At 24.8% G+C, this 616-nt stretch carries 2 protein-coding genes; both read right to left on the reverse strand.

The genetic code is table 11. The features are described 5' to 3' along the window. Window positions 1–195: 195 nt before the first annotated feature. Entirely contained in the window at window positions 196–345 is a 150-nt protein-coding gene (locus ACP5SP_RS08090; RefSeq protein WP_428076572.1) for a hypothetical protein, read from the reverse strand. Window positions 346–411: 66 nt separating this feature from the next. Further along, the coding region (locus ACP5SP_RS08095) for a toxin-antitoxin system YwqK family antitoxin (RefSeq protein WP_428076574.1) at window positions 412–616 on the reverse strand (205 nt) is incomplete at its 5' end.

The raw sequence follows: 616 nt of genomic DNA on the forward strand, positions 1-616 counted from the left end.
ATATTCTGTATATTCTCCATTTAACTCACCATTTATATAATTTGCTTTGGACTCAATATGTCCATTACAGCGATACATTATATATTCTCCATCTTTTTCACCATTTTTATAGTTTGCTTTAATCTATACTTTTCCATTTTTATAGTATTCTATATATTCTCCATTTTTATAACCATCTACATAATTTGATTTAATCTATACATTTCCATTTTTATAGTATTCTATATATTCTCCGTCTCTATTGCCATTTTTATATGTTGATTTGATATATACTGTACCATTTTCATAATATACAATATATTCTCCGTCTAATTCACCCTTTCTATAGTGTTCTTTGATCCACACATTTCCATTATCGTGATATTCTGTATATTCTCCATCTTTTTCACAACCTTTATAGTTTGCTTTAATCTATACATTTCCATTTTTATAGTATTCTATATATTCTCCGTCTCTATTACCATTTTTATAGGTTGCTTTAATCTCAATTTTTCCATTGTCATAATAAAATATATATTCTCCATCTATATAGTCATTTTTATAATTTTTTTTAATCCATACTTTTCCATTTTTATAGTATTCTATATATTCTCCGTTTAGTTTACCATCTTTATAG

This window comes from Caldisericum sp. (genome assembly GCF_049967455.1).
Classification (GTDB): domain Bacteria; phylum Caldisericota; class Caldisericia; order Caldisericales; family Caldisericaceae; genus Caldisericum; species Caldisericum exile_A.